At 50.1% G+C, this 26538-nt stretch carries 26 protein-coding genes, 1 pseudogene and 1 other annotated feature; of the genes and pseudogenes, 26 read left to right on the top strand and 1 reads right to left on the bottom strand.

The features are described from left to right. The 4 genes from HMPREF9412_RS12960 to gltX form a co-directional block, all read left to right on the top strand. The coding region (locus HMPREF9412_RS12960) for a TRAM domain-containing protein (protein WP_009591979.1) at positions 1–316 on the top strand (316 nt) is incomplete at its 5' end. Positions 317–393: 77 nt separating this feature from the next. Further along, positions 394–1089: a 2-C-methyl-D-erythritol 4-phosphate cytidylyltransferase gene (gene ispD / locus HMPREF9412_RS12955; protein WP_009592003.1), complete on the top strand. Its 696-nt coding sequence runs from the start codon at positions 394–396 to the stop codon at positions 1087–1089. Continuing rightward, positions 1086–1574, top strand: coding sequence for a 2-C-methyl-D-erythritol 2,4-cyclodiphosphate synthase (ispF, locus tag HMPREF9412_RS12950; RefSeq protein ID WP_009591976.1), 489 nt, complete (start codon positions 1086–1088; stop codon positions 1572–1574). The genes ispD and ispF overlap by 4 nt, the downstream gene beginning before the upstream one ends. A 68-nt stretch (positions 1575–1642) precedes the next feature. Continuing rightward, a complete protein-coding gene (gene gltX / locus HMPREF9412_RS12945) occupies positions 1643–3106 on the top strand; it encodes a glutamate--tRNA ligase (RefSeq protein WP_009591965.1) in 1464 nt (487 codons plus the stop codon). Between the two features lie 315 nt (positions 3107–3421). Here the strand turns inward: gltX and HMPREF9412_RS32910 are convergent, their stop codons facing one another. Continuing rightward, positions 3422–3616 (bottom strand): hypothetical protein, encoded by a 195-nt coding sequence (locus tag HMPREF9412_RS32910; protein ID WP_145041115.1) that lies wholly within the window; start codon positions 3614–3616, stop codon positions 3422–3424. 180 nt (positions 3617–3796) lie between these two features. Here HMPREF9412_RS32910 and cysE point away from each other — a divergent pair, with 180 nt between their 5' ends. The 22 genes and pseudogenes from cysE to HMPREF9412_RS31720 form a co-directional block, all read left to right on the top strand. Continuing rightward, on the top strand, positions 3797–4486 hold the full coding sequence (gene cysE, locus HMPREF9412_RS12940) for a serine O-acetyltransferase (protein ID WP_036672094.1): 690 nt from the start codon (positions 3797–3799) through the stop codon (positions 4484–4486). 155 nt (positions 4487–4641) lie between these two features. Continuing rightward, complete coding sequence (gene cysS / locus HMPREF9412_RS12935; RefSeq protein ID WP_009591974.1) at positions 4642–6048, top strand: cysteine--tRNA ligase; 1407 nt, start codon at positions 4642–4644, stop codon at positions 6046–6048. Further along, complete coding sequence (locus HMPREF9412_RS12930) at positions 6045–6488, top strand: Mini-ribonuclease 3 (protein WP_009591968.1); 444 nt, start codon at positions 6045–6047, stop codon at positions 6486–6488. The genes cysS and HMPREF9412_RS12930 overlap by 4 nt, the downstream gene beginning before the upstream one ends. Before the next feature lie 91 nt (positions 6489–6579). Beyond that, complete coding sequence (gene rlmB, locus HMPREF9412_RS12925; RefSeq protein WP_009591980.1) at positions 6580–7332, top strand: 23S rRNA (guanosine(2251)-2'-O)-methyltransferase RlmB; 753 nt, start codon at positions 6580–6582, stop codon at positions 7330–7332. Between the two features lie 5 nt (positions 7333–7337). Then, positions 7338–7856, top strand: a complete 519-nt coding sequence (locus HMPREF9412_RS12920; RefSeq protein WP_036672092.1) for an NYN domain-containing protein — start codon at positions 7338–7340, stop codon at positions 7854–7856. 206 nt (positions 7857–8062) lie between these two features. Next, the gene (gene sigH, locus HMPREF9412_RS12915) at positions 8063–8707 is read left to right on the top strand and encodes an RNA polymerase sporulation sigma factor SigH (RefSeq protein ID WP_006212942.1); all 645 of its coding nucleotides are present in this window, start codon (positions 8063–8065) and stop codon (positions 8705–8707) included. Between the two features lie 561 nt (positions 8708–9268). Further along, entirely contained in the window at positions 9269–9418 is a 150-nt protein-coding gene (rpmG, locus tag HMPREF9412_RS32060) for a 50S ribosomal protein L33 (RefSeq protein ID WP_006212941.1), read from the top strand. A 24-nt stretch (positions 9419–9442) separates the two neighbouring features. Continuing rightward, on the top strand, positions 9443–9634 hold the full coding sequence (secE, locus tag HMPREF9412_RS12910) for a preprotein translocase subunit SecE (protein WP_006212940.1): 192 nt from the start codon (positions 9443–9445) through the stop codon (positions 9632–9634). A gap of 21 nt (positions 9635–9655) precedes the next feature. Then, a complete protein-coding gene (gene nusG, locus HMPREF9412_RS12905; RefSeq protein ID WP_006212939.1) occupies positions 9656–10189 on the top strand; it encodes a transcription termination/antitermination protein NusG in 534 nt (177 codons plus the stop codon). A 72-nt stretch (positions 10190–10261) separates the two neighbouring features. Beyond that, a complete protein-coding gene (rplK, locus tag HMPREF9412_RS12900) occupies positions 10262–10687 on the top strand; it encodes a 50S ribosomal protein L11 (RefSeq protein WP_006212938.1) in 426 nt (141 codons plus the stop codon). Between the two features lie 80 nt (positions 10688–10767). After that, on the top strand, positions 10768–11460 hold the full coding sequence (gene rplA, locus HMPREF9412_RS12895) for a 50S ribosomal protein L1 (RefSeq protein ID WP_009591966.1): 693 nt from the start codon (positions 10768–10770) through the stop codon (positions 11458–11460). Between the two features lie 69 nt (positions 11461–11529). After that, positions 11530–11688, top strand: a sequence feature (ribosomal protein L10 leader region). Positions 11689–11746: 58 nt separating this feature from the next. After that, positions 11747–12250 (top strand): 50S ribosomal protein L10, encoded by a 504-nt coding sequence (rplJ, locus tag HMPREF9412_RS12890; RefSeq protein WP_009591975.1) that lies wholly within the window; start codon positions 11747–11749, stop codon positions 12248–12250. A gap of 68 nt (positions 12251–12318) precedes the next feature. Further along, positions 12319–12681, top strand: coding sequence for a 50S ribosomal protein L7/L12 (gene rplL / locus HMPREF9412_RS12885; RefSeq protein ID WP_009591984.1), 363 nt, complete (start codon positions 12319–12321; stop codon positions 12679–12681). Between the two features lie 184 nt (positions 12682–12865). Beyond that, entirely contained in the window at positions 12866–13471 is a 606-nt protein-coding gene (locus HMPREF9412_RS12880) for a class I SAM-dependent methyltransferase (RefSeq protein WP_009591982.1), read from the top strand. A gap of 348 nt (positions 13472–13819) precedes the next feature. Beyond that, positions 13820–17365 (top strand): DNA-directed RNA polymerase subunit beta, encoded by a 3546-nt coding sequence (gene rpoB / locus HMPREF9412_RS12875; protein ID WP_009591964.1) that lies wholly within the window; start codon positions 13820–13822, stop codon positions 17363–17365. A 93-nt stretch (positions 17366–17458) separates the two neighbouring features. Continuing rightward, on the top strand, positions 17459–21073 hold the full coding sequence (gene rpoC, locus HMPREF9412_RS12870; protein ID WP_009592004.1) for a DNA-directed RNA polymerase subunit beta': 3615 nt from the start codon (positions 17459–17461) through the stop codon (positions 21071–21073). Positions 21074–21240: 167 nt separating this feature from the next. Then, on the top strand, positions 21241–21492 hold the full coding sequence (locus tag HMPREF9412_RS12865; RefSeq protein ID WP_009591977.1) for a ribosomal L7Ae/L30e/S12e/Gadd45 family protein: 252 nt from the start codon (positions 21241–21243) through the stop codon (positions 21490–21492). Positions 21493–21631: 139 nt separating this feature from the next. Continuing rightward, a complete protein-coding gene (rpsL, locus tag HMPREF9412_RS12860) occupies positions 21632–22051 on the top strand; it encodes a 30S ribosomal protein S12 (RefSeq protein ID WP_006212930.1) in 420 nt (139 codons plus the stop codon). Between the two features lie 53 nt (positions 22052–22104). Next, positions 22105–22575 (top strand): 30S ribosomal protein S7, encoded by a 471-nt coding sequence (rpsG, locus tag HMPREF9412_RS12855; RefSeq protein ID WP_006212929.1) that lies wholly within the window; start codon positions 22105–22107, stop codon positions 22573–22575. Between the two features lie 48 nt (positions 22576–22623). Next, entirely contained in the window at positions 22624–24705 is a 2082-nt protein-coding gene (gene fusA, locus HMPREF9412_RS12850; protein WP_009591969.1) for an elongation factor G, read from the top strand. A gap of 97 nt (positions 24706–24802) precedes the next feature. Continuing rightward, positions 24803–25993, top strand: coding sequence for an elongation factor Tu (gene tuf, locus HMPREF9412_RS12845; RefSeq protein ID WP_009591967.1), 1191 nt, complete (start codon positions 24803–24805; stop codon positions 25991–25993). A 392-nt stretch (positions 25994–26385) separates the two neighbouring features. Further along, a pseudogene (locus tag HMPREF9412_RS31720) lies at positions 26386–26538 on the top strand (methyl-accepting chemotaxis protein); the annotation flags it as partial.

The following is a 26538-nucleotide window of genomic DNA, read 5'->3' as shown; positions in this document are numbered from 1 at the left end:
CAAAGTGGTCACGAATGATTTCAACTTGAACAAGGTTTGCGAGCTGCAGGGCGTGTCGGTGTTGAACATTAACGACCTGGCCAACGCGGTGAAGCCGGTGGTTCTGCCAGGAGAAGAAATTCTGGTGCAGATTATCAAGGACGGCAAAGAGCATGGTCAGGGCGTCGCATATCTGGATGACGGCACGATGATCGTAGTGGAGGGCGGACGCGAGTATATCGGCACGATGATGGAGGTGCTCGTTACCAGCGTACTGCAAACCTCGGCGGGCCGGATGATCTTCGCGAAACCAAAACTGTTGGAAAAAGCCCAGTAAAGGGGTATGATGGGGATATACATATCCGGTATTCGTCCTTTTGTGGCGTTTTGGGTGAGACAGGAGTTTGGTGTGTGATGAGTAACTTCGGCGCCGTCATCGTAGCGGCGGGAAAAGGAACGAGGATGGGCACCCGGGAGAGCAAGCAGTACTTGGTTCTGGACGGTAAGCCCATTATCGTTCATACGCTTGAAGCATTCAGCCGGATACCATGGCTGCAGGAAATTGTGCTTGTAACGGGGATGGATGATGTTTCTCGCTGTCAGTTCTGGGTGCAGGAATACGGTTTGGATAAGGTGTCTGCCGTAATCCCGGGCGGAAGCGAGAGACAACAGTCCGTATATCAAGGCATCAAGCAAATCTCTTCAGAATGGGTAATGATACATGACGGCGTAAGGCCGTTCGTAACGCAAGAGGAAATTGAAGCCTGCCGCGATGCGGCGATCCGCGAAGGCGCCTCGGTACTCGGGGTTCCCGTGAAGGATACGATTAAGCAGGTGAACGGTAAGGGGCTGATTACAGGTACCCCGGACCGTCAAAGTCTGTGGGCCGTCCAGACCCCACAGGCTTTTCGTCTTTCCGACCTGCTGTCCGCGCATGAAGCTGCGGCGAAGGAGGGATTTGCCGGCACCGATGACGCCATGCTGATGGAGCGGGCAGGGCATCCGGTCACCGTGGTGGAGGGGAAATACAGCAACATCAAAATCACCACGCCGGAGGATCTGGAATATGCGGCTTTTTTACAGAAACGTAAGGGAGAGGACATGGAATGATTCGAGTAGGACAAGGGTTTGACGTACATCAGCTCGTAGAAGGAAGGCCGTGCATCATCGGAGGTGTCACGATTCCGCATGACAAAGGTCTGCTTGGGCACTCCGACGCCGACGTGCTGCTGCACGCCGTGACGGACGCGATCCTGGGGGCGCTGGGGCTTGGCGACATCGGACGCCATTTTCCCGATAACGATCCTGCCTTTAAAGACGCCGACAGCCTGAAGCTTTTGGAACAGGTATGGGTCATGGCGAAGGAACGCGGGTATAGACTGGGTAACATCGATTCCACGATTATTGCCCAGAAGCCGAAGATGGCGCCATACATTCCGCAAATGGCGGAAGTGATCGCCAAAGCGCTGGATGCCGAGGTGGATCAAGTGAACGTGAAGGCGACCACCACCGAGCAGCTCGGGTTTACCGGCAGGGGCGAAGGAATCGCCGCGCAGTCGGTTGTCTGCCTTGTAAAAGGTGTGCTATCATCTTGAAGTATGCGTTCAAAAAGGGAGTTTTTGAACGGGGAAACTTTGTAGAATAGGGAAGCGGAGGGGTTACAATGACCGGAGAAGTCCGCGTGCGCTATGCACCGAGTCCAACGGGACATTTACATATCGGCAATGCCAGAACGGCATTATTCAATTATTTATTCGCCCGCAAGAACAACGGGAAATTCATTATCCGCATCGAAGATACGGATGTGAAACGCAACGTGGAAGGCGGCGAGCAGAGCCAGCTGAAGTACTTGAAGTGGCTGGGCATGGATTGGGACGAGAGCGTGGATGTCGGGGGCGAGTACGGACCTTATCGCCAGACCGAGCGCCTTGATATTTATAAAGAATATTGGCAGGACCTTCTGGATCGCGGGCTTGCTTACCGCTGCTACTGTACGGAGGAAGAGCTGGAGCAGGAGCGGGAAGAGCAGATGGCTCGGGGCGAAACGCCGCGCTATTCCGGAAAGCATCGCGATTTGACCGAAGAGCAGCGACAGGCGCTTGAGGCTGAAGGCCGCGTGGCGAGCATCCGCTTCCGCGTGCCGGAAGACCGCGTCTACACGTTCGACGATATGGTGAAGGGCACGATTTCGTTTAACAGCAAAGAGACGGGCGACTTCGTGATCGTCAAAAAAGACGGCATTCCTACCTACAATTTTGCGGTAGCTTTGGATGATCATCTCATGAAGATCAGCCATGTGCTGCGCGGGGAGGATCATATCTCCAATACGCCGCGTCAGCTGATGATCTATGAAGCCTTCGGGTGGGAGCCCCCTCAGTTCGGGCATATGACCCTGATCGTGGGCGAGGATCACAAGAAGCTGAGCAAGCGCAACGAATCGATCATCCAGTTCATCGAGCAGTATGACCAGCTTGGTTATTTGCCTGAAGCGCTGTTCAACTTCATCTCGCTGCTGGGCTGGTCTCCGGAAGGGGAAGAGGAAGTGTTCTCCCAAGAGCAGCTGATCTCGATCTTCGATGAGCATCGCCTGTCCAAGAGCCCGGCGGTATTCGACACGAACAAGCTGGCTCATATGAATAACACGTACATTAAGAACGCGGATCCGGACCGGATCGCCGATTTGGCCATTCCGCATTTGCAGAAAGCCAGCCGTTTGCCGTCCGAGCTTACGGCCGAGCAGGAGGAATGGGCACGCGCGCTCGTTGCGCTCTATCAGGAGCAGATGACGGCGGCTTCGGATATCGTGGATCTGTCGGAAGTATTCTTCCGCACGCACCTGGAGCTGGATGCCGAGGGGATCGAAGTGATGGGCGGCGAGCAGGTGCCTGCCGTACTGTCCGCATTCCTGGCGAAGATCGAACAGTCCGATGAGTTTAACGCGCAGAAGATCGCTGCCATGATCAAGGAAGTTCAGAAGGAGACCGGGTTTAAGGGCAAACAGCTCTTCATGCCGATCCGCGTAGCCTTGACGGGACAAACCCATGGCCGCGACTTGAACCAGACGATTTGGCTGCTTGGCAGGGATCGCGTGCTTGACCGTCTGCGTTCCCAGATCAAAGGCGCATAAGTCGGGCGGCATCCGCAATAAACGTTCCTTGTCAGCCCGTATATCATCAGTTATAATTACACCAAACTATAAGTGAAATAATCTTTGATTTAAGGGTTTTATTAAATGGTGCATTTACTCATACAGGGAAGTAGCGTCAGAGGACGGAATTGTGCTGGAGAAGCGAAGCGTTCGCCTTTGCCTTCCGATTTCAACCTAATTAATATCGTTAAAGAAATCGGAAGGCAACAGCGATCGGAAACACGATCCGTCAGCGCAGCGTCTCTATTGAGCAACGCGATTATTTATGAAGCCTGGATCAACAAATATAAACGTTTAAAAAGCTACGATCAGGAGAAGTACGCGTAAAACAGGCACGTTCCAGAGAGGACAATCGGCAGAAGACAAGAACCACTTGAATTTGCCGGCTGAGAGTTGTCCCGTCGCCTGCAGCGGAAATGCACCTGTGAGCTGCATGGTTGAAGCGAACGCAATCGTTAGATCATGCCGGTCGTCTGCCGTTAATGACATGAAGAGAATCGGTAGAATCCGTCCCTGACGAAGGGAGGAGTCTTATGCCGGTTCGAAGCAGAGTGGAACCGCGGTCTAGCGCCTCTGCAGCGATAAGCTGCAGGGGCGTTTTTTATTACAGGAATAACGATGGATGGCAAGCTGCATGCGCGATTGGAAGAGGGGAAAGAGGGAGCGTTCATGTTTAAACAGATGAAATCGGATATTCGGACAGTGTTCGAGAATGACCCGGCTGCCCGGGGACTTTTTGAAGTGGTATTCACCTACTCGGGACTTCACGCCCTGTGGGCGCACCGGGTGGCTCATGCATTATTCAAGCGGCGGTGGTATACGCTGGCACGGATCATATCTCAGATCAGCCGGTTCATGACAGGCATCGAGATTCATCCGGGCGCCCGTATCGGGAATCGGCTGTTCATCGACCATGGCATGGGGGTTGTCATTGGAGAGACCTGCGAGATCGGAGACGACGTGGTGATTTACCAGGGGGTGACCCTTGGGGGAACCGGTAAGGAAAAAGGCAAGCGGCATCCGACCATCGGCAACAACGTGGTCATCGGATCCGGAGCGAAAGTGCTAGGTTCTTTTACGATTGGGGATAACTGTAACATCGGATCCAATGCGGTCGTATTAAGGCCCGTGCCCCCGAACAGCACCGTTGTCGGCAATCCCGGCAAAGTCGTGAAACAGAACGGGGAGCGGGTGCGCGACCGGCTGGATCACACGAATCTGCCCGATCCGATTGTCGATACGCTCCGTTCGATGCAGAAGGAGATCGACCAGCTCCGGGCGGAACTGGATGAGAGCAAAGGAAGCTCGCATCAAGCGATGGTTTCCGAGGCTGTCGTGTCTTCGGCCAAGGAAGAATAGAATAAACTCCCGTAACCTTGGATGCCTTGGACGATGCATCGCCTGACTTCATATAGCGATTTCGATACATCATCTTCAAAATGAATCAATGCGTTATGCAGGCTTTGAAGTAAAAGACAATAAGCGATGGAACGAAAGGATTGAGATGATACAATATGGCACTGCAAATCTATAACACGCTAACCCGCATGAAAGAAACGTTTGTTGCCCAGGAACCCGGAAAGGTAAAGATCTACGTATGCGGTCCTACCGTGTACGACTATATCCATATCGGCAATGCCCGGCCGATGATTTTCTTCGACGTGGTTCGAGCGTACTTCGAGAATCAGGGCAACGACGTGAACTACGTGGTGAACTTCACGGATGTGGATGACAAAATGATTCGGAAAGCGGAGCAAACCGGGACGACGGTTCCGGAGGTTGCGGAGAAGTTCATCAACGCCTATTACGAGGATTTGGACGGTCTCGGCATACCCAGAGCGACATTGAATCCGCGGGTAACGGACAATATGGAGAGCATCATCGAATTCATCCAGGAGCTTATTGACCGCGACTTTGCTTATGAGAACGGCGGAGACGTATTCTACCGGACCCGCAAGTTCGACGACTACGGTAAGCTGTCCCAGCAGAACCTCGATGAGCTGCAGTTCGGGATCCGGATCGAAGTGGATAAACGAAAGGAAAACCCGGAGGACTTCGTCCTGTGGAAAGCCGCGAAGCCGGGAGAGATCTACTGGAGCAGTCCATGGGGCGACGGCCGCCCGGGCTGGCATATCGAGTGCTCCGCCATGGCTCGCCGCTATCTCGGGGATACCTTGGATATCCACGGCGGCGGCCAGGATCTGCAGTTCCCGCACCATGAATGCGAAGTGGCGCAGTCCGAGGCATTGACGGGCAAACCGCTCGCGAACTATTGGATGCATAATGGATATATCCGCATCAACAACGAGAAAATGTCGAAATCGCTGGGTAACGGCGTATTGGTTAAGGAACTTCGCGAACAATATACGAAAGAAGCCGTGCGCTATTTCATGTTGTCCACCCACTACCGCAACCCGCTGAATTACAGCGACGAGGTGATGGAACAGGCGCAGAACAGCGTGGAACGCCTCGCGAATGCGGCGGCAAACGTCGAACATCGATTGGGCACGGCGATCGGCTCCAAGGACGATCAAGTCAGCCAGGACGTAGCCGACAAAATATCGGCCGTGCTTGTCGAGTTTCACGAGAAAATGCAGGACGATTTCAACACGCCGGACGCCATTACCGCGATGTTCCAATGGGCTAGCGAGGCGAATCAGCTGCTGAAGGAAGCATCGATTCCTGCCGCGAATCTGCATGAAGTGCTGCGTGCTTTCAACGAAATGAACAGCGTGCTCCGCATCGTGAACACAGGTACGGATGAATTGCTGGATGAGGAAATCGAAGCGCTGATTGCCGAACGTGTCGAAGCCCGCAAGAATAAAAACTGGGCCCGAGCGGACGAAATCCGCGACAAGCTGGCGGACGAGGGCATTGTTCTGGAGGATACGGCGCAGGGCATGCGCTGGCGGCGTAAATGAGCGGGGATAAGCATCAGGATCCTGCAGTAGGCTGGTTTGATTTTCCGCCGTCGAAGCCGGCCCGTTTAATTCCGCCCATCGTGCTCGCTTACATCGGGGATGCCATTTATGAGGTGGCGGTGAGGCAGTTTCTGATATCACGGGCTAATCTCCGTCCCCATCACTTGCACCGTTCGGCCACGAGCTTCGTGTCGGCGAAGGCGCAGAGCCGGATATTGGCTTTTCTGGATCCGGAGCTGACGGAAGAAGAGCGCGATGTGGTGCGTCAGGGGCGCAATGCCAAATCAGGCAGCATACCGAAGAATGCCGACGTGCTGGAATATCGGCATGCAACGGCATTCGAGACGCTGGTTGGGTATTTATATTATGCGGGAGAGCAGGACCGTCTCCGAGAACTCATCGGAAAGAGCATCGAGTTTATCGAGGGGTCCGTTAAATAAACCGTGTGGCAATATAGGCATCAACATTGAAACGATACAGCCGGTTTTCCAAGCGAGGGGGACGCCGGCTGATATGCAGGAGGAGACCTACATGATGCAAGAAGAGGAAGTAGTAGCCGGTAAGCACTCCGTCACGGAAGCGCTCAAATCCGGACGCACGATCAACAAAATATGGATTGCCGAAAACGCGCAAAAGCATCTGACCCTGCCGATCATCGCGGAAGCGAAGAAGCTGGGCATCGTCATTCAGCATGTGGACAAACGGAAGCTGGATCAGATGGTTCCGGGAGTCCAGCATCAAGGCGTGGTTGCCCAGGCGGCACCCTATGCTTATGTGGAAGTGGACGATTTGCTGAAGGCCGCGGAGGAAAAGGGCGAGCCGCCTTTCCTGCTGCTTCTGGACGAGATCGAGGATCCGCACAATCTCGGATCGATTCTCCGAACGGCCGACTGCACGGGCGCTCACGGCGTCATACTGCCTAAGCGCAGATCCGCGCAGGTAACGGCAACGGTATCCAAAACATCGGCCGGCGCGGTGGAGTACGTGCCTGTAGCCAGAGTGACCAATCTGGGCCAAACCATCGATCAGCTGAAGGAAATGGGCGTTTGGGTTGTCGGAACCGTGGTCGATGCCGTTCAGGAATTGTATGATACCGAGGTTTTTGACGGGCCGGTCGCCATCGTTATCGGCAATGAGAATAAAGGGATGGGGCGTCTGATCCGCGAGAAATGCGATGTGCTTGTGAAACTGCCGATGGCCGGAAAAATCAATTCGCTAAACGCCTCGGTTGCCGCAGGCGTCGTCATGTACGAAGTGCTTCGCCGTCGTCGCCTGCAAGGTTAGCGATGATGGCCGATTGGCGGGATGTGCTGCTGGTCGACGGTTATAACATGATCGGCGGCTGGCCGCATCTTGCGAAGCTTGCCAATAGCAGCATGCACGAAGCGCGGGACTTGCTGCTTGAGAAATTAGCGGATTACCAAGCGTATTCTGGGCTCAGAGTCGTGGTGATTTTTGACGCGTACCGGGTCCCAGGCTTGGGTAAATCCTACACGCAAGGCAAGGTGCAGGTGTTTTTTACGAAAGAGAAGGAAACCGCCGACGAGTGCATTGAGCGGCTGGTCGGCGAGTTTAGCCATCGACGGCGTAAAATTTATGTGGCGACCAGCGATTTAATCGAGCAGCACGTCATTTTTGCTAGAGGAGCACTCCGGCTGTCCGCCCGGGAATTGCTGAGCGAGGTCGAGCAGAGCGAGCGCGAAGTGATGCAGAAGATTACGAAAGAGCATACCAAGAGCAGAAATACGCTTGACGGGAAGCTGCCGCCGGATGTGAGACAGGCGTTCGAGCGCTGGCGAAGGGAGTAGCACAAGTTTTACACCATGGGGGACGAAAGGTCGGCTCGTTTGGAGAATGAAACAATATATGAATCTACGAAATAGTTTACATTAAATGTTATTATCGGTCTATTTTAGGTAGAACGTGGTTGACGGTCTAGTAGACATCATATATACTTGTCATATATTTCAAGCGAGTGACGGGCTACCGTGCGTTCCGGGCCGGAGGGATTCTATTGAGTGTGGACCTCAAGGAAGTCATGTTGTCAGGGTATGATGTGATAAGCGATGAAGACATTGTCGAGGCGGTCCGCGAGGGTGACAGCGGGGCGCTGGAGTATTTGATCAATAAGTACCGGAATTTTGTACGTGCTAAAGCCCGCTCCTATTTTCTGATTGGCGCCGACCGGGAGGATATCGTCCAGGAAGGCATGATCGGGCTGTACAAGGCAATTCGTGATTTTAAAGGGGATAAGCTGTCCTCGTTCAAGGCCTTTGCCGAGCTCTGCATTACCAGGCAGATCATTACGGCGATCAAGACCGCTACGAGACAGAAGCATATTCCGCTCAATTCGTATGTCTCTTTGGACAAGCCGATTTATGACGAGGATTCGGACCGTACGCTGCTGGATGTCATTTGCGGTACAGCGGTAAGCGATCCCGAGGAACTAATCATCAATCAGGAGGAGTTTGTCGGCCTGGAAGACAAGATGTCAGAGATCTTAAGCGATCTGGAACGGAAAGTCTTGATGCTTTATTTGGACGGTCGTTCCTATCAAGAGATCGCGGTAGATTTGAGGCGTCACGTAAAATCGATTGACAATGCCCTCCAGCGGGTGAAGCGAAAGCTTGAGCGTTATCTGGAGGTCAGGGATAATTAAAGCAAATGTCGGACAAGAAGTAGAAGGCTCAATCAGAGCCTTTTTTTAATTGCAACATCGTATTTCGGGATGGCCGGTAAAGGATCTTTGCATGCTTTACCGCCATGATCTTTTGTCGTCAGACGTGATAGCTTGCAATTCAGAGATGTCCATTTTCGCATGATGTGTAATATTTGGTGTTTCATCTGTTGGAAGATTGAACATACTGGATATAGGCTAAATGCTATGCAAGATGGACAAAGACTGTGAAACGCCACAGTTTTTTACAGCGGAAGGTGTACAATAAGCCGGGGACTTATTCCCTGGCTTAGCTGGCAATGGCATTTATTGCAGCCCGCAATCAGAGAGAAAAAGGCTTGAAATGGCGCTATCCTTGTGATAAAGTGTTTTAGGTAGGCCTAAATTCGCGTGTTTTATGAATGGATCGTTGTTACAGCTTTTGGAACAACGGTTTTATTCATCTCGCAGAAATAACCGGTTTTCGATGAGAATAAGGTTGTTTCTACTAGGATCAATATCGATTCTTCTGACAAAGAAGGACGTCTTCGGGAGGTGCACATCATGCGGGTAATTATCACTTTGGCTTGTACAAGCTGCAAACAAAGAAACTACACAACCACCAAAAACAAGCGAAATCACCCCGACCGCATGGAGATGAAGAAATTTTGCAAGTTCTGTAACGAGCAAACTCCTCATCGCGAAACCAGATAGTTTTCTTTTGGAGGTGTAGTCGGCGTGAAACGTGGTTTCAAGTCTCTGTTTTCCTTTTTCTCTGAAAGCTGGGCGGAACTTAAAAAAGTTCGCTGGCCCAATCGTAAAGAACTGACGAACTATACTCTCATTGTTCTAGGCACCATTGTGTTTGTCACGATTTATTTTTGGGTTGTAGACATCGGTATTTCCGCTGTGATCGAAGCGATAATTTAGAAGGGTCCCAGGTGGCTTGATATGGAAAAAAGATGGTACGTAGTTCATACCTATTCTGGGTATGAGAATAAAGTCAAAGCCAATTTGGAAAAACGTGTCGAGTCCATGGGCATGGAGGACAAAATATTCCGCGTTCTTGTTCCGATGGAAGAAGAAATCGTAAACAAAGACGGCAAGAAAAAAACCGTCATGCGTAAAGTTTACCCGGGATATGTCTTGGTCGAAATGATTCAGACCGATGATTCTTGGTATGTTGTCCGCAATACGCCAGGAGTGACCGGTTTTGTTGGTTCGACAGGGTCCGGTTCTAAACCGACGCCTTTGCTTCCGGAAGAAGTGGAACAGATTCTGAAGCATATGGGCATGGAAGAGCCGAAACCGAAGATCGAATTCGACATCAAGGAATCCGTTCGTATCAAGGTTGGTCCTTTTGCGAATTTTGTGGGCTCCGTGGAAGAGATTTTGGCTGAAAAGAGCAAGTTGAAAGTTCACGTCAACATGTTTGGACGGGAAACCCCGCTGGAGTTGGATTATACTCAAGTGGAGAAGATTTGATTCTTCAGGTTTCTTGTGGGAGGGCGTAAATAAGCGTCCGTCTACCACTATTGATGCAAGGAGGTGTCAACCATGGCTAAGAAAGTTATCAAGATTGTGAAACTGCAAATTCCTGCAGGTAAAGCGAATCCGGCTCCTCCAGTAGGTCCTGCATTGGGTCAAGCGGGTGTCAACATCATGGCATTCTGTAAAGAATTCAACGCACGTACTGCTGATCAAGCTGGTCTGATCATTCCGGTTGAAATTTCGGTGTTTGAAGATCGTTCCTTTACGTTCATCACGAAAACTCCACCGGCTGCTGTTCTGCTTCGTGTGGCTGCTAAGATCGAAAAAGGATCCGGCGAGCCTAACAAGAAGAAGGTGGCTACCGTTAAGCGTGACGCTGTTCGTCAAATCGCTGAGCAAAAAATGCCTGACCTGAACGCTGCATCTGTTGAAGCTGCAATGAAGATGGTAGAAGGTACTGCCCGTAGTATGGGTATCACAATCGAAGACTAATCGTCTTTCGGTTGAAACCGGACGAGGTTCGGATTATGTGGGAGGAATTTCCGCTAACACCACAAAGGAGGAAAACAAACATGGCTAAACACGGTAAGAAATACGTTGAAGCTGCCAAGCTGATTGACAGCGAAGCAACTTATGAGCCTTTGGAAGCTGTAGAGCTTGTGAAGAAGGCTGCAACTGCCAAATTCGACGAAACTGTTGAAGCGGCTGTACGTTTGGGTGTAGACCCGCGTAAACAAGACCAGGCTGTTCGTGGTGTTGTTGTCTTGCCTCACGGCACAGGTAAAACACAACGCGTTCTGGTATTTGCAAAAGGTGAAAAAGCGAAAGAGGCTGAAGCGGCTGGCGCTGATTTTGTTGGCGATCAGGACATGATCAACAAAATCCAACAAGGCTGGTTCGAGTTCGATGTCTGCGTAGCTACACCTGATATGATGAGTGAAGTCGGTAAACTTGGCCGTCTGCTCGGTGGTAAAGGCCTGATGCCTAACCCTAAAGCTGGTACGGTTACATTCGATGTTGCCAAGGCTGTTCAAGAAATCAAAGCCGGTAAAATCGAGTACCGTCTGGACAAAGCAGGTCAAATTCACGCGCCAATCGGTAAAGTGTCTTTCGATGCAGCTCAATTGAATGAGAACCTCAAAGCTCTCATCGATGCATTGAATCGTGCGAAACCAGCTGCTGCAAAAGGTGTATACCTGAAAGGTATCGCTGTTTCCTCGACGATGGGACCAAGCGCTCGCGTGAACACAACCGTTTACAGATAATATTACCATTGACTTTGGTCAATGAGGTTTGATATTATGTAACAGTTGTGAGTCTTCGAGACTGACCCTTAAAGTTGAATATGCTTACCGTAGACAGTAGGTGCCCTAAGCAGGCTTAATTTCCTACCGAGGTGTTATGATAGAACGTCAACAATTTGTCCGGTTGTACCGGCCAAATGATGATTCATCAGGCCTTCGTGATTCTACGGAGGCTTTTTTAGTGCCCGTAGGAAGAGCGGAGAGCTTGGTGCTCTTACGCTACTAATACAACCAGGAGGTGTAATCATTGGCAAACGCAAAAGTGATTCAAGCGAAACAAGAAGCGGTTGATGTCGTTGCTGCTAAGCTGCGCGAGAGCGTATCTACAGTAGTTGCTGACTATCGCGGACTGAACGTTGCGCAAGTAACTGAACTTCGTAAGCAGCTTCGTGAAGCTGGCGTCGAGTTCCAAGTACTGAAAAACACGCTGCTTCGCCGTGCAACTGCGGCAGCAGAGCTGACTGATCTGGACGAAGTCCTGACTGGTCCTACAGCTGTTGCTTTTGGTACCAATGACGCTGTCGCTCCAGCAAAAATCCTCAACGATTTTGCTAAGAAAAACGACGCGTTGAAATTGAAAGGCGGCGTAGTAGAAGGCCGTGTAATCGGAGAGAGCGAAATCAAAGCTCTGGCAGAACTTCCGTCCCGCGAAGGTCTCCTCTCCATGCTCCTCAGCGTGCTTCAAGCTCCAGTGCGCAACTTCGCGCTTGCAGTTAAAGCCGTTGCTGAGAAGGAAGAACAAGGCGCATAAGACTTGTCTTACTGAAGCTGTGTAACAACAACTATCAAATCTTAATAATAAATGGAGGTTCAACTTAAATGAGCAAAGAGCAAATCTTGGAAGCAATTAAAGGTATGTCTGTTCTGGAACTGAACGATCTCGTAAAAGCAATCGAAGAAGAATTTGGTGTAACTGCTGCAGCTCCAGTAGCTGTTGTAGGTGGCGCTGGTGCAGCTGCTGAAGCAGAGCAATCCGAATTCGACGTAATCCTGACTAGCGCAGGCGCGTCCAAAATCAACGTAATCAAAGTGGTTCGCGAAATCACAGGTCTTGGCTTGAAAGAAGCAAAAGAACTGGTTGACAACGCTCCAAAACCATTGAAAGAAAAAGTAGCTAAAGAAGAAGCTGAAGCTGTTAAAGCTAAATTGGAAGAAGCAGGCGCATCCGTAGAAGTGAAGTAATTACTTCTCTAGATGAATGTCAGCAAGAAGCAAACCCCTTGAATATTTGTTCAAGGGGTTTGTTATTGTGGCGGGGGGTTCAACGCGTACTGATTCTCCGCAGGAAAGGTTATACTGGAATAATGGAGCGCTTAAGGCCGATATGCCTTAGGCGGGCAGAATTTGATTCAAAACGGAGGAAATGATGCCGAATCAACATTATTACTCAAACCAGCCGGAGATTGCTCATGATCGTAAGGAGCTAAAGACGGAACTTCGGGGGCAGTCATTTAGTTTGATCAGCGACGCCGGCGTATTCTCCAAGGGCGGCGTGGATTATGGCAGCAAGGTGTTAATAGACGCCATGGATTTTGGGCAGGATGCCCAGGTGCTGGACGTAGGGTGCGGGTACGGTCCGATCGGCCTAACGGCGGCAAGAATGGCCTCGCAAGGCCATGTGACGATGATCGACATCAATAGCCGCGCTGTCGAATTGGCCAAAGAGAATGCGAAGCGCAACGGTATAATCAACGTTACGATCTTAGAAAGCGACTTGTTTGAGGCGGTGAAGGATCAGCTATTTGATGTGGTTCTGACCAATCCGCCGATTCGTGCGGGGAAAGAAACGGTGCATGCCATATTCGAGGAATCGTGGAAACATCTGCGCGAGAATGGACAGTTGTGGGTTGTGATTCAGAAGAAGCAGGGTGCGCCTTCGGCAAAAGCGAAGCTGGAGAGTTTATTTGACCAGGTTGAGGAAGTAACGAGGGATAAAGGGTACCGAATATTCAAAGCGACGAAATCTTCTTAAAATAGTTCGACTAGGCTGTTGACTTGGGTATGCTGGTATGGTATTATTATAAAATGTCAGTATTAGGATGGTCTCTTTGTCTTTAGTTGGCTGAAATGTCAAGACTTATTATGCGGAAATACGCATAAAGTCGGTCATATTGACGTATAATATGTACATTTTGGGCAAATCTACAGGATATGAGATGATTATCATAACCATGGATAAGCTGCTCTTTTTTCGAAAAGGTATTCGATAAGGGCTTTTCTCTATTTATGGGAGTGTCCTCTGTATGTTCCATTATAGTGTTACAAACAGAGGTTCGCAATGAAATTTTTAAAGTGAGTAGACATGAGGGGTGAGTTTAAGTTGGCAGGACATCTTGTTCAATATGGTCGACGCACTCGGCGAAGTTATGCTCGTATTAACGAGGTACTCGAAGTTCCGAACCTGATTGAAATCCAACAAAAATCTTATGAATGGTTTTTGGAGGAAGGACTCCGCGAAATGTTCCAGGACATCTCGCCGATTCAGGATTTCACGGGCAATTTGGTGCTAGAGTTCATTGACTACAGCCTTGGAGAACCGAAATACACCGTCGATGACGCGAAAGAACGCGACGTTACTTATGCGGCGCCGCTCCGCGTGAAAGTCCGGCTCATTAACAAGGAGACCGGAGAGGTCAAGGAGCAGGAAGTGTTCATGGGAGACTTCCCGTTAATGACGGAAACCGGAACATTCATTATCAATGGTGCCGAACGGGTTATTGTCAGCCAGTTGGTTCGCTCTCCCAGCGTCTATTTCAGCACGAAAGTGGATAAAAACGGTAAGACGACGTACACTGCAACAGTTATCCCTAACCGCGGCGCTTGGCTGGAACTGGAGATGGACGCGAAGGACATTATTTATGTCCGGATCGACCGCACCCGTAAAATCCCTGTAACGGTGCTTTTACGTGCGCTTGGTTTTGGCACGGATGCCGAGATTTTGGATCTTCTGGGCAATGATGAATATATTCAAAATACGCTGGATAAAGACAACACGGACTCCACGGAAAAAGCGCTCATTGAAATCTATGAACGCCTTCGCCCGGGCGAGCCGCCAACACTGGAGAATGCGAAGAGCCTTCTCGTTGCACGTTTCTTCGATCCGAAGCGTTATGATCTGGCTAACGTTGGTCGTTATAAGATCAACAAGAAGCTTCATATTAAGAACCGTCTCTTTAATCAACGTTTGGCAGAAAGTTTGATAGACATCGATACGGGTGAGATCGTTGCGGAAGCCGGTCAAACCGTAGACCGTCGTCTTTTGGACGAGATTATGCCTTACCTTGAGAAGAGCGTGGGCTTCAAGAATTATCATGTTACCGGCGGCGTGATGGACAGCGAGGATATCCCGCTGCAAACGATCGACGTATTCTCTCCGATCGAGGATGGGAAAGTCGTGAAAATCATCGCCAATGCAAATATCGATAAATCCGTAAAACATATTACGCAGGCGGATATCATCTCTTCCATCAGTTATTTCATTGACTTGCTGCATGGAATCGGCAACACGGATGATATCGATCACCTGGGTAACCGTCGATTGCGTTCCGTAGGCGAATTGCTTCAGAATCAGTTCCGTATCGGTTTGTCCCGGATGGAACGGGTTGTTCGTGAAAGAATGTCGATCCAGGACGCAAACGTGATTACGCCGCAGGCGCTGATCAACATCCGTCCGGTTATCGCATCGATTAAAGAGTTCTTCGGCAGCTCCCAGCTGTCTCAGTTCATGGATCAGACCAACCCGCTTGCGGAATTGACGCATAAACGTCGTCTGTCTGCTCTCGGACCGGGCGGTTTGACGCGTGAGCGTGCGGGCTTTGAAGTGCGGGACGTTCACCACAGTCACTATGGCCGTATGTGTCCGATCGAGACGCCGGAGGGACCGAACATCGGTCTGATCAACTCCTTGTCGACATTTGCGCGCATCAACGAGTATGGCTTCATTGAAGCTCCTTATCGTTGGGTGGATCCGAAGACCAGCAAAGTAACGGACCAAATCGATTACTTGACGGCAGACGAAGAGGATAACTACATCGTTGCCCAGGCGAACGCCGAACTCAACGAAGACGGTACCTTCGCTGACGAAATGGTAATCGTCCGTTATAACAAGCAATCCGACAACATCCTTCCGATGCCGAGCGACCGTGTAGACTACATGGACGTATCGCCTAAGCAGGTCGTGTCGGTTGCGACGGCGCTCATTCCGTTCCTCGAGAACGATGACTCCAACCGCGCGCTGATGGGATCGAACATGCAGCGGCAGGCTGTTCCGCTTCTTATTCCTAAGGCTCCGCTCGTCGGAACCGGGATGGAGCATAAGTCTGCGAAAGACTCCGGTGTATGTATTGTATCCAAATACGACGGGATTATTGAACGTTCATCCGCCAACGAGATCTGGCTCCGTCGCGTGGAAAATATCGACGGACAAGAAGTCAAAGGCGATATTGTTAAATATAAATTACACAAATTTATGCGTTCGAACCAAGGAACATGCATCAATCAGCGTCCAATCGTCAAGCGCGGCGATGTGATCAAAAAAGGTGACATCCTGGCGGACGGACCATCCACCGAGATGGGTGAATTGGCACTGGGCCGCAACGTTGTCGTTGCGTTCATGACTTGGGAAGGCTACAACTACGAGGATGCGATTCTTCTCTCCGAGAAGCTGGTCAAAGAGGACGTGTACACTTCGATCCATATCGAGGAGTACGAATCCGAGGCTCGTGACACGAAGCTCGGTCCGGAGGAAATTACGCGTGATATCCCTAACGTAGGGGAAGAAGCGCTCAAGAACCTTGATGAGCGCGGAATTATCCGCATCGGTGCCGAAATCAGCGCTGGCGACATTCTTGTTGGTAAGGTAACGCCTAAGGGAGTAACCGAGCTGACGGCAGAGGAACGTCTCTTGCATGCGATCTTCGGTGAGAAGGCTCGCGAAGTACGCGATACCTCGCTGCGCGTTCCTCACGGTAGTGACGGAATCATCGTGGATGTGAAGGTGTTTACGCGTGAGAACGGCGACGAGTTGCCGCCGGGCGTCAACCAATTGGTTCGCGTCTACATCGCACAGAAACGTAAAATCTCCGAAGGCGACAAAATGGCCGGACGTCACGGTAACAAAGGTGTCGTTGCCCGTATTTTGCCAGAAGAAGACATGCCGTTCCTGCCGGATGGCACGCCGGTTCAAGTTGTGTTGAACCCTCTGGGGGTTCCATCACGGATGAACATCGGTCAGGTGCTTGAGGTTCACTTGGGTATGGCTGCGCTCCAGCTCGGCATTCACGTGGCTTCACCAGTATTCGACGGTGCAAGCGAGTATGACGTGTTTGATACGATGGAAGAAGCAGGCATGCAGCGCAATGGTAAGACCGTGTTGTACGACGGACGGACGGGCGAACGTTTTGAACGTGAAGTTACCGTCGGCGTCATGCACATGATCAAGCTCGCTCACATGGTTGATGATAAAATTCACGCCCGTTCCACGGGACCATACTCCCTCGTTACGCAGCAGCCGCTGGGTGGTAAAGCCCAGTTCGGCGGACAGCGCTTCGGTGAGATGGAAGTATGGGCGCTTGAAGCTTACGGTGCTGCCTATACGCTGCAAGAAATTCTTACCGTCAAGTCCGATGACGTGGTCGGCCGGGTGAAAACCTACGAATCGATCGTCAAAGGCGAGAACGTTCCGGAACCGGGTGTTCCTGAATCGTTCAAGGTATTGATTAAAGAGCTTCAGTCTCTCGGTATGGATGTTAAAATCCTGAGCGAGAACGAAGAGGAAATCGAGATGAAAGAACTCGATGACGAAGACGATGCTCAAGGTGATAAACTGAGCCTTAACTTGGAAGGCGCTGAAGTCGGAGTGGAATAACGGTCAATCATTCACCCCCGTCGGCTGATTAGTCGGCGGTGGTGTTATGGTCGTACAGCACATAAATAGGACTAGGTTGAGGAGGGTTGCTCCTTGTTGGACGTTAACAATTTTGAGTACATGAAAATCGGTCTTGCTTCACCGGAAAAAATCCGTTCTTGGTCTCGCGGAGAGGTGAAGAAGCCGGAAACGATTAACTACCGTACATTGAAGCCGGAGAAAGAAGGCCTCTTCTGTGAGCGTATTTTCGGTCCTCAGAAGGACTGGGAATGTCATTGCGGTAAGTATAAGCGTGTCCGTTATAAAGGAGTAGTCTGCGATCGCTGCGGCGTTGAAGTCACGCGCGCCAAAGTCCGCCGCGAACGGATGGGCCATATCGAGCTCGCAGCTCCTGTTTCGCACATTTGGTATTTCAAAGGAATTCCAAGCCGTATGGGTCTGGCTCTGGATATGTCCCCAAGATCTCTTGAGGAGATCATTTACTTCGCATCTTATGTTGTGACCGATCCAGGAGATACGCCGCTGGAGAAGAAGCAATTGCTGTCCGAGAAGGAATACCGCAGCTACCGTGAGAAGTACGGCTACGGCTTCCAAGCCGGCATGGGTGCTGAAGCGGTCAAGAAACTTCTTCAAGACATTGATATTGAGAAAGAGCTTGAATTCCTTAAGGAAGAACTGCGCACTGCACAAGGTCAGCGCCGCAACCGGGCGATCAAACGCCTGGAAGTGATTGAGGCGTTCCGCAACTCCGGCAACAATCCGGAATGGATGATCATGGATGTGCTGCCGGTCATTCCGCCGGAGCTTCGTCCGATGGTTCAACTTGATGGCGGACGCTTTGCGACTTCCGACTTGAACGATCTGTACCGCCGTGTTATTAACCGTAACAACCGTCTGAAAAGACTGCTGGATCTCGGCGCGCCGGATATCATTGTTCAAAACGAGAAGCGCATGCTGCAGGAAGCTGTCGATGCACTGATCGACAACGGCCGCCGCGGCCGTCCGGTCACAGGTCCGGGTAACCGTCCGCTTAAATCTCTCAGCCACATGCTGAAGGGTAAACAAGGACGTTTCCGTCAGAACTTGCTCGGTAAACGGGTTGACTACTCTGGTCGTTCCGTTATCGTCGTAGGTCCTTACCTGAAAATGTACCAATGCGGTCTGCCTAAGAAAATGGCGCTCGAGCTCTTCAAGCCGTTCGTGATGAAAGAGCTGGTCAACAAAGGCCTGGCACATAATATCAAGAGTGCGAAACGAAAAGTAGAACGTGTAAGTCCAGAAGTATGGGATGTGCTCGAGGAAGTCATTAAAGAGCATCCGGTTCTTCTGAACCGTGCACCGACGCTTCACAGACTCGGTATTCAAGCATTTGAACCGATTCTGGTTGAGGGCCATGCGATCCGTCTTCACCCGCTCGTATGTACGGCGTATAACGCTGACTTTGACGGTGACCAAATGGCGGTTCACGTTCCTTTGTCCGCTGAGGCTCAAGCTGAAGCGCGCCTGTTGATGCTGGCATCGGGCAACATTTTGAATCCGAAAGACGGTAAGCCGGTTGTTACGCCGTCTCAGGATATGGTACTGGGTTCCTTCTATCTGACAATGGATAACAAGGAAGAGAAAGGTACCGGCATGATTCTGGGCAGCGTGAACGAAGCGGTTTCCGCTTATCAGCGTGAAGCAGCCGGTCTGCATGCACGCGTAGCGATTCCGGTTAAAGCCCTTGGCAAAACCAGCTTCACCGACAAACAGCAGGATGCGATTTTGATTACGACGATCGGCCGGATTATCTTTAACGAGATTTTCCCTGCCAGCTTCCCGTACATCAATGAAGCGACTCGTACGAACCTGCTGCAAGGCACGCCTGAGAAGTATTTCGTATACGAGAAGGGTGCAGATATTCAAAAAGTGATCCAGGAGCTGCCGGTCAGCGGAGCCGTTGGCAAGGAATACCTGGGTTCCATCATTGCACGCTGTTTCGAAACGTACCATACAACGGAAACCTCTGTGATTTTGGATAAAATCAAGCAGATTGGTTTCACATACTCTACCCGTGCAGGCGTAACCGTTGCGGTATCCGACGTTATCGTACCTGATGAGAAGAACGAAATTCTGAAAGAGTCCGACGAGAAGGTTAAAGTGGTAACGAACCAATATCGCCGCGGCTTGATCACGAACGAAGAACGTTATGACCGCGTTATCGACATCTGGTCCAAGACCAAAGACGATATTACGGATGTACTCATGAAGTCGATGGATCGCTTTAACTCCATCATGCTCATGGTGGATTCCAAGGCGCGGGGTAACAAATCGCAGATCACCCAGCTCGGTGGCATGCGGGGTCTGATGGCGAACCCGTCGGGCCGTATCATCGAACTCCCGATCAAATCGAACTTCCGTGAGGGACTGACGGTACTCGAGTACTTCCTGTCCACGCACGGTGCGCGTAAAGGTCTTGCCGATACAGCGCTTCGTACCGCTGACTCCGGTTACTTGACTCGTCGACTTGTCGACGTGGCCCAGGATGTCATCGTTCGCGAAGACGAGTGCAGCACGGATAAAGGCTTTATGGTTAGCCGTATTCAGGACGGCAAGGAAGTAATCGAGGATCTCTATGACCGTATCGAGGGACGTTATGCATTTGAAACCGTCCGTCATCCGGAAACCAAAGAGATCATCGTTAATCGCAACGAATTGATTGATTCCGACAAAGCTGAAGAGATCGTGGCGGCTGGTGTCGAACAGCTTCAAATCCGTTCCATCTTGAGCTGCCGTGCACGTTATGGCGTCTGCAAAAAATGTTACGGGCGTAACCTGGCTACTGGTAAGCATGTTGAGATTGGTGAAGCGGTTGGTATTATCGCAGCCCAATCCATCGGCGAACCGGGAACGCAGCTCACGATGCGTACGTTCCACACAGGCGGCGTTGCCGGTGATGATATTACGCAAGGTCTTCCGCGTATCCAGGAGCTCTTTGAAGCCCGTAATCCTAAAGGTCAAGCGACCATTAGTGAGATCGACGGCGTGGTTAAAGAGATCCGCGAAACGAAGGACCGTCGTGAAATCGAAGTGCAAGGTGAAGCTGAGACTAAGGTCTACGCGGTTACCTACGGCTCTCGTCTGCGCGTAAGCGAAGGCAAGCACATTGAAGCTGGGGATGAGCTGACCGATGGTTCGATTGATCCGAAGGAAATGCTTCGCATCAAGGGTATCCGTGGCGTGCAGAACTACATCCTTCAGGAAGTTCAACGCGTATACCGTAACCAAGGCGTAGAAATTAACGATAAACACGTTGAAGTTATGATCAGACAGATGCTGCGTAAATTCCGTATCGTGGATGCGGGGGATACGAACCTGCTGCCAGGCTCCTTCGTGGATATGCATGAATACGAAACAGCTAATAAAGACGCTATTCTTTCCGGGAAAGAACCAGCGGTTGCCAAACCGGTTCTCCTCGGTATTACGAAGGCATCTCTCGAAACCGATTCGTTCTTGTCAGCAGCCTCCTTCCAGGAGACAACTCGCGTGTTGACTGACGCTGCCATCAAGGGCAAAGTTGATCAGCTGCTTGGTCTGAAAGAGAATGTTATCATTGGTAAGCTGATCCCTGCAGGTACCGGTATGAACCGTTACCGCAGCGTGAAGTTCGAGGGACAGGACGATGTGAATGACGAAAGTCAGGAACTCGAAACAGCTTCTATAGATTAAGAGACAGTCAGGTGACGGGGAGATGACGCGTCGTAAGACGATGAATCTCCCTGTTCCAATGTTTCTTTTTCCTGATTTAATAGCTTGACATCGTTTAGGGCAGATGCTAATATAGCAAAGGTGCGTGAATAGTTTCTTTGTTCCCTGTTCTTTTGGAGGAATGACTTGTGTCTAATGATAAAGGATTACAGGATGCACACATCAAGATTGGCACCAAACAAACGATGAAGGCCGTTGAATCTGGTCTGGCCGCTGAGGTTTATGTGGCTGAAGATTGCGACCAGCGTTTGATTTCAAAAGTCGTATCCGAGTGTGATAAGAATGGCGTGCATATCAACTATGTACCCACGATGACAGAGCTTGGAGAAGCATGCGGTATTGAAGTCGGTGCAGCTATGGTAGCTGTCTTGAAATCATGATTTGAGAAATCGTTTTTGTTGGAGAAGGCGTTACTTCTCTCGGCAAAAACTTTTCATTTGTTCTTTTATGAACCGCCTGGGTCTGTGGACTTAAACGGGTTCGTAATCGAATGATAAATACGGGAAGGGGGTGGCTAGCATGCCAACAATTAACCAACTGGTTCGCAAGGGCCGTCAAGCTAAAGTTTACAAATCGAAATCTCCAGCTCTTCAAAAAGGTTTTAACGCTTTGAAACGTGAGGAGACCGACTTGAGCGCTCCGCAAAAACGCGGTGTATGCACTCGTGTAGGCACGATGACGCCGAAAAAACCGAACTCCGCACTTCGTAAATATGCTCGTGTTCGCTTGACGAACCGCATTGAGGTGACGGCTTACATTCCGGGTATCGGACATAACTTGCAAGAGCACAGTGTTGTATTGGTTCGCGGTGGACGGGTAAAAGACCTTCCGGGTGTACGTTACCATATCGTTCGCGGCGCACTTGATACCGCTGGTGTAAACAACCGGATGCAAGCTCGTTCCAAATACGGCACGAAGCGTCCTAAAGCAAAAAGCTAATTGATGCTCATGTTTTCTAAACATGACTCATGACTGAAGAAAGGGGGATATCCATGCCACGCAAAGGTCCAGTAACTAAAAGAGACGTGCTGCCAGATCCGGTGTATAACAGCAAACTGGTAACTCGTCTGATCAACCGTATCATGTTGGATGGTAAAAGAGGTGTTGCTCAAAGCATCCTTTACAATTCGTTCAACATCATCAAGGAACGTACTGGTAATGATCCGATGGAAGTGTTTGAAGCAGCTATCAAGAACATCATGCCAGTATTGGAAGTTAAAGCTCGTCGTGTCGGCGGTGCTAACTACCAGGTTCCGATCGAAGTTAAACCAGAGAGACGTACATCCCTTGGATTACGTTGGCTCGTAAACTACTCCCGCAACCGCGGTGAGAAGACGATGGAAGAGCGTTTGGCGGCTGAGATCATCGACGCTTCCAACAACACAGGCGCTTCCGTTAAGAAACGCGAAGACACGCACAAAATGGCTGAAGCGAACAAAGCGTTTGCTCACTACCGTTGGTAGGATTCAGCAACTAATTTATACTTCAAATTTTGAAGGGAGACTATTCGCATGGCGACAAGAGAGTTCTCCTTGAAAAATACACGTAATATCGGGATCATGGCGCATATTGACGCTGGTAAAACGACCACGACAGAGCGGATTTTGTTCTATACAGGCCGTACGCACAAAATCGGGGAAGTTCACGAGGGTGCAGCTACAATGGACTGGATGGAACAGGAGCAGGAGCGCGGTATCACGATTACGTCCGCTGCGACTACCGCTTCTTGGAAGGGTCATCGCGTTAATATTATCGACACCCCGGGGCACGTTGACTTCACAGTAGAAGTTGAACGTTCCCTTCGTGTATTGGATGGGGCAGTAGGTGTATTCAGTGCGAAAGAGGGCGTTGAACCTCAGTCGGAGACTGTTTGGAGACAAGCAGACCGTTACGGAGTTCCGCGGATCGCATACGTAAACAAAATGGATATTATCGGTGCCGACTACTTGAACGTAGTTAAAGATATGAGAGAGCGCCTGCAGGCGAATGCGGTAGCAATTCAGCTTCCGATCGGTGCAGAGAACGATTTCATTGGCATCATCGATATTATCGAGGAAAAAGCTTATATGTATAAGGATGACCTCGGTCAAAATATCGAAGAAACCGAAATTCCAGCAGAATTCAAGGATCAAGTGGAAGAGCTTCGCAACGAGTTGGTTGAGAAGGTAGCAGAACTTGACGAAGACTTGACAATGAAATATCTTGAAGGTGAAGAAATCACCATCGCTGAGTTGAAAGCTGCTCTGCGTAAAGGTGTTGTCGAAGTTAAGATCTTCCCGGTTATCTGTGGATCTTCTTACCGTAACAAAGGCGTTCAGTTGATGCTTGATGCCGTAATCGATTATTTGCCGGCTCCAACTGATGTTCCAGACATCAAGGGTACCCTTGAAGACGGAACTGAAGCTATTCGGCATTCTTCTGATGATGAGCCGTTCTCGGCTTTGGCATTCAAAATCGCAACCGACCCTTACGTTGGTAAGCTGACATTCTTCCGCGTATATTCCGGCGTACTGCAATCCGGTTCTTACGTACTGAATGCAACAAAAGGCAAGCGTGAGCGCATTGGTCGTATCCTTCAAATGCATGCGAACAGCCGTCAAGAAATTTCCGAAGTATTTGCCGGAGATATCGCAGCTGCCGTAGGTTTGAAAGATACGGGCACAGGTGATACACTATGTGATGAGAAAAACCCGGTTATCCTGGAGTCCATGAACTTCCCTGATCCGGTTATCGAAATCGCAGTTGAGCCTAAAACAAAAGCAGACCAAGATAAAATGGGCGTGGCTCTCGGTAAGTTGACGGAAGAGGATCCAACTCTTCGTGCGCATACCGATGAAGAAACTGGCCAAACGATCTTGGCAGGTATGGGTGAGCTTCACTTGGACATCATCATTGACCGTATGCGTCGTGAGTTCAAGGTAGAAACCAACGTGGGTAAACCACAGGTAGCTTACCGCGAAACATTCCGTGCGCCAGCTCGCGTTGAAGGTAAATTCGTTCGTCAGTCCGGTGGTCGTGGTCAATACGGTCACGTATGGGTTGAGTTCGAACCTCTGGAACCTGGTAGCGGTAACCAATTCGACAGCAAGGTTGTCGGTGGTTCTGTACCAAGAGAATACATTGGTCCTGCACAACAAGGTATTGAAGAGCAAATGAAGAACGGTGTACTTGCCGGCTTCCCGCTTGTTGACGTTAAAGCAACCATCGTCGACGGTTCGTACCATGATGTTGACTCCAATGAAATGGCGTTTAAAATCGCTGGTTCCATGGCTCTGAAAGCAGCTAAAGACAAGTGTAAGCCTGTCCTGCTCGAGCCAATCATGAAAGTTGAAGTTACCGTGCCTGAGGAATACATGGGCGACGTAATGGGTATGCTGAACTCCCGCCGTGGACGTATCGAAGGTATGGACTCCCGTGGTGGTACTCAAATTATCCGTGCGAAAGTGCCTCTTTCCGAAATGTTCGGTTACTCCACTACCCTTCGCTCCGGTACACAAGGACGCGGCGTGTTCTCCATGGAACTCTCCCACTACGAAGAAGTTCCTAAGAATATCTCCGATGAAATTGTGTCCAAGATCAAAGGCGGAGAATAATAACGTTTTACCTGCTGGATAGGAGACGGGACCAAACATCCCGTTAACTCCGCTTCCGGCCCAACATATATAATCCCCTTAAGGAGGAATTGTTCAAATGGCAAAGGCTAAATACGAACGTACGAAACCCCATGTTAACATCGGTACTATCGGTCACGTTGACCATGGTAAAACAACTTTGACTGCTGCAATTACATCTGTATTGTCCAAAACTTACGGTGGCGCAGCAATGTCCTTCGATCAAATCGACAAAGCTCCAGAAGAGCGCGAACGCGGTATCACAATCTCTACTTCCCACGTAGAGTATGAAACTGATGCTCGTCACTATGCACACGTTGACTGCCCAGGTCACGCTGACTATGTTAAAAACATGATCACTGGTGCTGCTCAAATGGACGGAGCAATCCTGGTTGTATCCGCAGCTGACGGCCCAATGCCGCAAACTCGCGAGCACATCCTGTTGTCCCGCCAAGTAGGCGTTCCTTACATCGTTGTATTCTTGAACAAATGCGACATGGTTGAAGACGAAGAGCTCTTGGAATTGGTTGAAATGGAAGTTCGCGACCTTCTGAGCGAGTACGACTTCCCAGGCGACGACACTCCGATCACTCGTGGTTCCGCTCGTGAAGCTCTGCAAAACCCAGAAGGCGAATGGGCACAAAAAATCGTTGAAATGTTCAAAACAATCGACGAGTACATCCCATTGCCTGAGCGCGACACTGACAAGCCTTTCTTGATGCCTGTCGAGGACGTATTCTCCATCACTGGTCGTGGTACCGTTGCTACAGGTCGTGTAGAGCGTGGTACGATCAAAGTTGGTGACGAGATCGAAATCGTTGGTATCGCTGAAGAAACTAAGAAATCCGTTGTTACGGGCGTTGAAATGTTCCGTAAATTGCTGGATTCCGCACAAGCTGGTGACAACATCGGTGCATTGCTTCGTGGTGTTGAGCGTACTCAAATCGAGCGCGGTCAAGTACTTGCTAAGCCTGCTTCCGTTAAACCACACACTGAGTTCACAGCTCAAGTATACGTACTGAGCAAAGAAGAAGGCGGACGTCATAAGCCTTTCTTCACTGGCTACCGTCCACAGTTCTACTTCCGTACTACGGACGTAACTGGTGTGATCAACTTGCCAGAAGGTTCTGAAATGGTTATGCCTGGTGATAACATCACTGTAACGGTTAACCTGATCAGCCCAATCGCGATCGAAGAAGGAACTAAGTTCTCCATTCGTGAAGGCGGCCGTACCGTAGGTGCTGGTTCCGTTGCTTCCATCATTAAATAATTAAGGCTTCGAACAGCCTTGCATATAGCAACAGTGTATTGTAACGAGCAACAATGTGATGTCCTGATAAAAGAGTCTGATCCCTTGGATCGGGCTCTTTTTCTATTTGCAGTGATACCCCTGTGGTCTTTGAGGCTAACTAAACCCTTAAATGTAGGATTTGTAGAAAATTAGTCAAGCTTACTGTACAGAATATGCCATATATTCAAGGATTCATTCTATTTATTTGGTTCCAATACGATTACAATCTTTGATTGAATTCAGTTAAGGAATTAGAAATTATCTATTATATAGAATGGAGATCACAGCCTGTATGAAATGTCCGTTTGCATGGATGAAGAGGAGTCTGGAAGATGAAGTTCAGCCTGCAGTAGAACTGCGCAATTCAGAAGAGGCAGATTTCCGTTATAGCGGTGAGTGTTCAGGAAATAGCCTCCCAGATCAAGCTGCTTTCCTTAAATGCCACCATAGAAGCAGCACGCGCCGGAGAGCATGGGAAAGGTTTTGCCGTTGTAGCCCAAGAGGTAAGCCGCCTGTCGGAGGAC

Origin of the sequence: Paenibacillus sp. HGF5 (assembly GCF_000204455.1) — a bacterium.
GTDB lineage: Bacteria > Bacillota > Bacilli > Paenibacillales > Paenibacillaceae > Paenibacillus_AQ > Paenibacillus_AQ lautus_A.
This window is presented reverse-complemented; position numbering and strand designations above follow the sequence as displayed.